Source organism: Thermococcus sp., assembly GCF_027011145.1.
Taxonomy (GTDB): domain Archaea; phylum Methanobacteriota_B; class Thermococci; order Thermococcales; family Thermococcaceae; genus Thermococcus.
Map to the genome: position 1 here is coordinate 1 of NZ_JALVAO010000053.1, position 6,511 is coordinate 6,511.

Annotated in this window: 9 protein-coding genes; 6 read left to right on the plus strand and 3 right to left on the minus strand. The window is 49.3% G+C overall.

The features are described 5' to 3' along the window. The 6 genes from MVG27_RS06925 to MVG27_RS06950 all read left to right on the plus strand — a co-directional run. Positions 1-289: DHHA1 domain-containing protein (locus tag MVG27_RS06925; RefSeq protein WP_297556411.1), on the plus strand; the 289-nt coding region annotated here is incomplete at its 5' end. Between the two features lie 205 nt (positions 290-494). Then, the gene (locus MVG27_RS06930; protein WP_297548561.1) at positions 495-1,733 is read left to right on the plus strand and encodes a hypothetical protein; all 1,239 of its coding nucleotides are present in this window, start codon (positions 495-497) and stop codon (positions 1,731-1,733) included. After that, positions 1,715-2,041, plus strand: coding sequence for a hypothetical protein (locus tag MVG27_RS06935; RefSeq protein WP_297548563.1), 327 nt, complete (start codon positions 1,715-1,717; stop codon positions 2,039-2,041). The genes MVG27_RS06930 and MVG27_RS06935 overlap by 19 nt, the downstream gene beginning before the upstream one ends. A 142-nt stretch (positions 2,042-2,183) precedes the next feature. Continuing rightward, complete coding sequence (locus MVG27_RS06940; protein WP_297556412.1) at positions 2,184-3,104, plus strand: ABC transporter permease subunit; 921 nt, start codon at positions 2,184-2,186, stop codon at positions 3,102-3,104. Positions 3,105-3,119: 15 nt separating this feature from the next. Then, positions 3,120-3,269, plus strand: a complete 150-nt coding sequence (locus MVG27_RS06945; RefSeq protein ID WP_297550498.1) for a hypothetical protein — start codon at positions 3,120-3,122, stop codon at positions 3,267-3,269. A 31-nt stretch (positions 3,270-3,300) separates the two neighbouring features. Next, complete coding sequence (locus tag MVG27_RS06950) at positions 3,301-3,669, plus strand: hypothetical protein (protein ID WP_297550496.1); 369 nt, start codon at positions 3,301-3,303, stop codon at positions 3,667-3,669. Here the strand turns inward: MVG27_RS06950 and MVG27_RS06955 are convergent. From MVG27_RS06955 to MVG27_RS06965, 3 genes are all read right to left on the minus strand, one after another. Continuing rightward, positions 3,641-4,105 carry a hypothetical protein gene (locus MVG27_RS06955; protein WP_297550500.1) on the minus strand — a complete coding sequence of 155 codons (465 nt, stop codon included), beginning with the start codon at positions 4,103-4,105 and terminating at the stop codon, positions 3,641-3,643. The genes MVG27_RS06950 and MVG27_RS06955 overlap by 29 nt on opposite strands. Positions 4,106-4,181: 76 nt before the next feature. Then, the gene (locus tag MVG27_RS06960; RefSeq protein WP_297550494.1) at positions 4,182-4,934 is read right to left on the minus strand and encodes a Nif3-like dinuclear metal center hexameric protein; all 753 of its coding nucleotides are present in this window, start codon (positions 4,932-4,934) and stop codon (positions 4,182-4,184) included. After that, entirely contained in the window at positions 4,931-6,334 is a 1,404-nt protein-coding gene (locus tag MVG27_RS06965) for an ATP-binding protein (RefSeq protein ID WP_297556414.1), read from the minus strand. Before MVG27_RS06965 ends, MVG27_RS06960 begins: the two co-directional genes overlap by 4 nt. Between the last annotated feature and the right edge of the window lie 177 nt (positions 6,335-6,511).

The window sequence follows — 6,511 nt, forward strand, 5'->3', positions numbered from 1 at the left end:
CGAAATTGAGTTCATAGGTAAAGTCGTTGAGGGAACTATGGACGACCTCCGCGAGGCAGCGAACAGGCTCAGGAAGGAGAGGCGCGTTATCGTTCTCATAAGCAGGGAGGGACACTTCGTCGTGGCTGTTGGCGATGGCCTTGACCTCAAAGCGGGCGAGCTGGCGAAAGTGGTAACGAGCGTTGCCGGCGGTGGCGGAGGCGGAAGGAAGGAACTTGCCCAGGGAAGAATCAAGAACCCGCTGAAGGCCGAGGAGGCCATTGAAGAGGTGAAGAAGAGACTCGGCTGATTGCTTGGGGATTTACTTTTTTCTTACTTTGGATAGACGATATTCTTTTAAGCCCTCCCTTCTAACGTTGGCCGGTAGAAATGAGGAACGGTCTTAGAATAGTCCGCGAGTCTTTCACCAGTGGTGAAATGCTTTCTTTAGTCATCGTTGGTTACACATCTCTTCTTTGTGGAGATTTTTCGGAGCATAGAAAGGAGGGGATAAAATGAGAGCACTCTTTAAACTCGAAACGCGTCGTCTATCTGTCTTTGTTCTCATTGCCTTGGTTCTCACGCTTATTACTTTGCTTGCTGATGTGGAGATCTCTCCTGTAGTTCCTTATATCGTTCTCGGTTTTCTCCTCTCCTCGGTTTTTCCAGCCGGTTTAGCCACGGGCTTGGAGCTAATCCTCTCAAAGCCCTTTAAGAGGATTGAAGTGTTTGTAGGCTTTCTGCTCTCGCACATGCTTTTGGCACTTATTGTGGTCTTTCCAGCACTCGTGAAGCCCACGGCATTCCTCTATGCAATTTTTGCCCTTCCGTTTCTCCCGCTGGGATATCTTACAGCTTTTCTCATGAGAAATCCGAAAAGAACCCTCCTTGTCGGTACTCTGGTTTTCCTAATCCTCACGTTCGTGCCCATGGGGTATATAGATATGAAGGTTCAAAACGATGCCCAGAAGATTCTGGGAATCAAAACCTTGGCGGATTATGAGTCCAAAAAGGCCGAGTATTCCCACCTTGTTCATGCTCTCGAACGGAGGTACGGCAACTACGCCTTTTTCTCTCCAGGAGTACAGCTTGAACTCTTTTCTAGGGATCTGGGCTCTGAGGATATGGGTGATGCGTACCTGAGGGTTGGAATCACGATTGGTTTTACAGTACTATTGCTATCCCTTTCCCTGTTGATTTTCCTCCGTTTCGAACCTGGAGACTTCCTCAGGCCTTCAATTCCAGCGGTGTATTTCAGATTTCTCCCCTGGTGGGTTCGGAAGGAGGTCGCGGGTTTGTGGGCCTCGCGTGCTTTCTTTGTGTTTTTAATAGTTCTCCTCCTGCCGGTTGGTAGGATAATGAAGGCCTTCTTTGCCCTCTTTCTTCTTCCACTCTCCGTGATTGAGCTTCTCTCCGAAAATCCCCTTTTGATTCTCAGCAAACCTGTTGGGAGAACATATCTGATAAGGCGTTTTCTTGTGATTTCAGGACTTTTTGCCCTTTTCACTCCCGTCCTGGGTTTTTCCCTTCCAGTGGTGCTCTTCACTGCAACGGTCGCCTTTTTGACGGGGCTCTTCAGCAGGAAACTGGCACTTGCCCTGCTACCGTTCCTCGCACTCATTATCAGCCCAGCACTTCAAGAGGAATCACTATTGGTGGCTTTCCTGTTCATGGTTCTCATTCTTCCATTCATTGCCTTGGCTTACATGCGTGCGATGAGAATGGAGTTGGGCAGATGGGAGGGAGCCAGATGAGAAAACCACAGGCAATGGTCTGGATAAAAAGTGGGGAAACAGCGCTTTTCCTCCTCTCCCTCTTCCCGGCTGTAGCGGTTGAGATAGATGTTTACGGATTTACCGCCCATTACCCAAATATTCCGGCCGAGGAGCTTGCCCATCTTATCACCGCCGACCTGCTCGCCAAATGGCCTCCAAATTTCATCAAGTTCCTTCGGGTCCCCCCAATCTTAATCCTGCTCCTCTCGCGCTTCGGCTCGGACTTCGGCGGGGTAACGTTACGCTCCTCCTTTCAAAGCCCCTCACGAGGAGGCGCTATTTCCTAAGCTGAGCCCTTGAAGGGTTAAAGCTAACCCTAATCTCCGCCGTTGGAATAATTCTCTCAGGAGTGCCTGCGATGATAACCCGAGGTGGTTTACCTCGCAATTTCGTGGTTCAGGTTTAAGAAAGCTGACCTGAGGTGATAGAATGTGGGGGTTTGAGGTGGAGTTGAAGAAAAGCATCAGGACGAAGAAGTTCTGGCTGATATTAGTTTTGATTTTGCTAGTCTATGCGATGGCATTCAGGGAGATTAGGAACAACCTTGAAGATGTTGCAAACCCAGAGGGATTACTCGTCGCGAGCCTCACGGGCTACATAGCAACCAGTGCCTTTCTATTTATTGGAGTCTACGCTCTCATGGCTGGAGCAACGGCTGTGAATTCCGACCTCGAGAGCGGAACTGTAAGGATAGCCCTCAGCAAGCCCGTTACGAGGGTATACTACCTCCTCGGAAAGTTCTTTGGTCAAGTGGTCAGCATAGTCGTGGCAATAACCTTCGCGACCCTACTATCATTTGCAATAACAAAATACTACGGCCTCTCCCTTAGCACTTCCCTGCTGAGCGACTTGGTTCTTTCGAATGTCCTTATTTTGTTTGCAATGCTCCAGCTCCTCGCCCTTGGCCTGTTAATTTCCACTTTCGTGCGCTCCTCCAACACCGCCGTAGGGGTGGCCCTCGTAATATTCTTCGTTACGGGTCTCGTCATGTCCCAAGTAGTGGATAATCTCGCTAAGGACAGGGTCAACGCCAAGTTTGGAATTCACAGTCCCCGGGACTTTATGAAATTAACCCCAGATGAGAAAACTGCCTATCAGGAAAGACTTGTGGAAGTTAAGAAGGAGTACCATCTAAGGTACCTCTTTTATGTGCCTCAAGTGCTTATGCTAGATATCTTCAATGACGTAGATAGAATCACGTTCCACTCGGACCGTACTTACACCGTTGAATACCTTGGGGTTAAGCATGCCCTCTCACAGAATCCCGTTCAAACTGGAGTTATAGCGGGCCTTATTCCCGTTTACCTCGTTCTGGCATTAATCAGGTTCAAAAGAATGGATTTGAGGTGATGGTGATGATTGTGGTTGAGAATCTTAATCAAGACTTACAAGGATGTCAGGGCCTTCGTTAGGGAGGAGTTGCACGACTTCGTGGCTTCTCAAGGGGCAAAAATCCTGACAATGCAGGTGAAGGAGCCAGGCTTGGAAGAGAGATTCCTAAAACTCCTAGAGTAGGTTTTTTAGCCCTTCAACCTACTTTTTTTGGGTGTCCAAAATCAAGGTCAAAACCCTGACGCGGGAAATAGTCTCCCTGGCGGAAGAGCTCGGCCTGAAAGCCGTTCCAGAGTACAGAACGCCGGACGGAACGCGGATAGACGTGGCTATCCTAAACGGTGAACAAAGGCTCCTTGCCATCGAGCTTGAGGCCTCTTTCAAGTGGTTTCCCCAAAGGTTGCTCTACGATATCGTGAAGGCGCATAGGGCGGGGTTTCCTGAGCTGTGGGTGGTTTCCAACTTCAGCTCAAAGCCGGGCTGGGTTATGAAGTACGCGGAAGAAATTGGCCTTTCCCTCAGAATAATTGGAGAGGGGAGCGTTCTCCAGGAGCTCAGGACTTCTCTTCCTTCCGGTACTTGATGTATATCACGTCTTCCGCATGCCAGAACGGAACCTTTTCCCCGATGACCTTTATCTCGGGGCTTTCTCCCTCGTAGACTATCTTTCTGGTCAGCTCCTTGGAAAGCTGGAACTGGACGTAAACTTCTGGTGGCAGGTTGTCCTTGTCCACTGTGATTTTGAACTCGTCGGTTCCCTTGTATGTCTTGTTCCCGTAACGAACAAGGTAGCTCGTTCCTTCCGGGAATTTAATCGTCAGTTCAAATGAGCTTATCTTTGGCTTTATGTGCATGGCAAAGAGCCCGAACCCGTCCTTTGTGACGAAAGTAACGCTCTGGTTGTCTATGTAGAAAACCTCCTTGTAATCTATGGTTGCTGGCGGTAGCTGTGCGGTCTTGAAGGCGTATGCAACGAGCGCGATGGTAATAATAGCCATTATGGCGAGGGCCTTGTTCATTTTCGTCACCTTGGAGAAGTTTGTTCAACCTATTTATTAACGCTTTTGTGTAGGTAATTACGTCTAAAAAGCGAAATCAGAGCCCGGTGGGCTCGTCTATGAAGAAAACGTCAAGGTCAAAGCGTTCCCTCAAAAGCCCCATCAGAGCTTTGACGCCGAGCGTTTCGGTCTTATAGTGACCCGCCACCAGAACGCTCTGGGGCAAATCCACCGCCGTTAGGTAGTCGGCGTGTCCAAATTCGCCGGTTATTAAAATGTCTATGCCCTTTCTGTAAGCTTCCTCAAGGGCGAACGCCCCAGCCCCGCTGACCGCTCCAACGGTTTTGATTTCCCTTTTTCCGAACTCGTAGGTTTTAACCGTCGTGTCGAGCTTCTCCGCTATTATCTGGGCCACCTTCTCGATTGGCTGTGCCTCCTCAAACTCCCCCCAGAAGCCTATGCTCAGTCCTCTGTACTCGCCGAAGGGTCCCTTTGGTTCCAAGCCTAGGAGCTTTAAAAGCCCAACGTTGTTTCCAACCTCTGGGTGGGCATCCAGCGGGAGGTGAGCAACGTAGAGGTTTATTCCGCTCTCTATGATGGCCTTAAGCCTCTTGTAGTGTATTCCCGTGATGTAGTTCAGTCCGCCCCAAATCATGCCGTGGTGTACGATAAGCATGTCGGCCTTCCCTTTAACGGCCCTTTCGATTGTTCTCAGGGTGGTGTCAACGGCGAAAGCCACCCTTTCAACCTCTTCCTTTCCCTCGACCTGCAGGCCGTTGCTTGACTTGTCTGGATAAGCCGAAATCTGTAGGTACTCGTCAAGAAAAGCAACGAGCTCGTCGCGGTTCATCTTCCACCCTCCAGCAGGTTTTTGATTTTATTCCCATCGAGGGCTATAACGTTTTCTGGAACGTTTTTGAGACTTCTTGCTACGATAAGATAATGGACTTCACCCTTCCATCCGGTTAGTTCAACCTTCTTCTTCAAGTCCTCAATGAGCCTTTCTCCGTCATGAGCTCGCTTTCTCCACTTGCACTCACCGAAGAGTGCCCTCTTTCTCTCGGCGTCGAGGGCTACTATGTCAATCTCGTATGTTCTTCTCTTTCCACCCTCCCGATGATGGCCCCAGTGTCTTCCCACTAGTGCTGGCTTAAAGGGGAGGTAATCCTCAGCAAATCTCAGGATTTCTCTGCAGGTGAAGTCGAACATCTTTCCAACGTAGTCGGGGAGGTTCCCTTTAACGTCTTCCCACAGCTTTTCCCTGTTTAGTTCGTACTCGCTCAGCTTCGGTTGGATAAAGCGGAACCAGAAGTTCAGGAATGGATGTTTTATGTATAGAACGCTTCCCTTTCCTAAGATGGCCTTATCGTAGCCGACCAGCTTGAAGTAGTTCACGAGCTCGTGGAGTTGCCTCGTTATTGATGTCTCTTTCCTGTTCAAATATCCCGCTATCTTGCCCGGCGAAGTTGCCCCGTTGGCTATCGCTTCAAGGATGTCATAATAAAGGCCGGAGCGCTTCCCAAACTCCAGTGAGAGTATTCTCGGAACTTCCTCTTCGAGGGGAGCTGAATACGAAAATATAAGCTCCTCAAGAATTCTTTCCGCGTTCTCGCCCTCAAGCCCTTCATCTTCAACCGCTACCCAGTACCGGGGAAAACCTCCAAAGACCGAATATAGAACAATGAAATCGTCGATGTTCTCAATCCTAAGTTCTTTTGCCATCTCATAGCTCCCTTTAATGTTGAGGGGTTCAAGACGGAGCTCCCGCTTTATCCTTCCGTAGAGGGGTTCCTTCGAATCTTTGAACAGTCTTTCCATCATTCCAACCGTCGAACCTGTAAATATCATTAGAAGGTTTTTCTTCTCCTCCCTTTCATCTATGAACCTCTGGAGGGTCGGGTAAACGGCTGGCTCGACGAAACGGAAGTCCTGGAACTCGTCGAAAGCAACTGTTCCCTCGAAGCGCTCGAAGAGGACCTCAAAAAAGTCCTCCCAGCCCTTCAGTTTTTCCCTCTTTCCGAGCACTCCATTTTTCCTCATTATCTCGGAATATTCCCTTAAGAGGGACATGGAGCTTTTTCCTCTGTTGACGAAGAAGTAGAGGTCTCCCTCCCTTAAAAACTCGCGCAGGAGTCTCGTTTTTCCTACTCGCCTGAGGCCGTATATCGCCACGGTGTACAGCTTTTTCCGAGAGCGTTCGCGGGCTTTCTTCAGTAATTCAATCTCTCGCTCCCTGTCCACGAAGCGCATTTTATTCACCAACTGAATTATTCACTAAGTGAATATAAACTTTGTTCCCGGCAAACCCTTTTAAAACCCAGCCCTACATCGAGCGAGAGGTGTCGTTATGGGCGAGTTTGAGAGGGCCGTTGAGGAACTCGCGAGGCTGATTATGGACGGAAAAATCAAAAGCAGGGAGGAACTCAA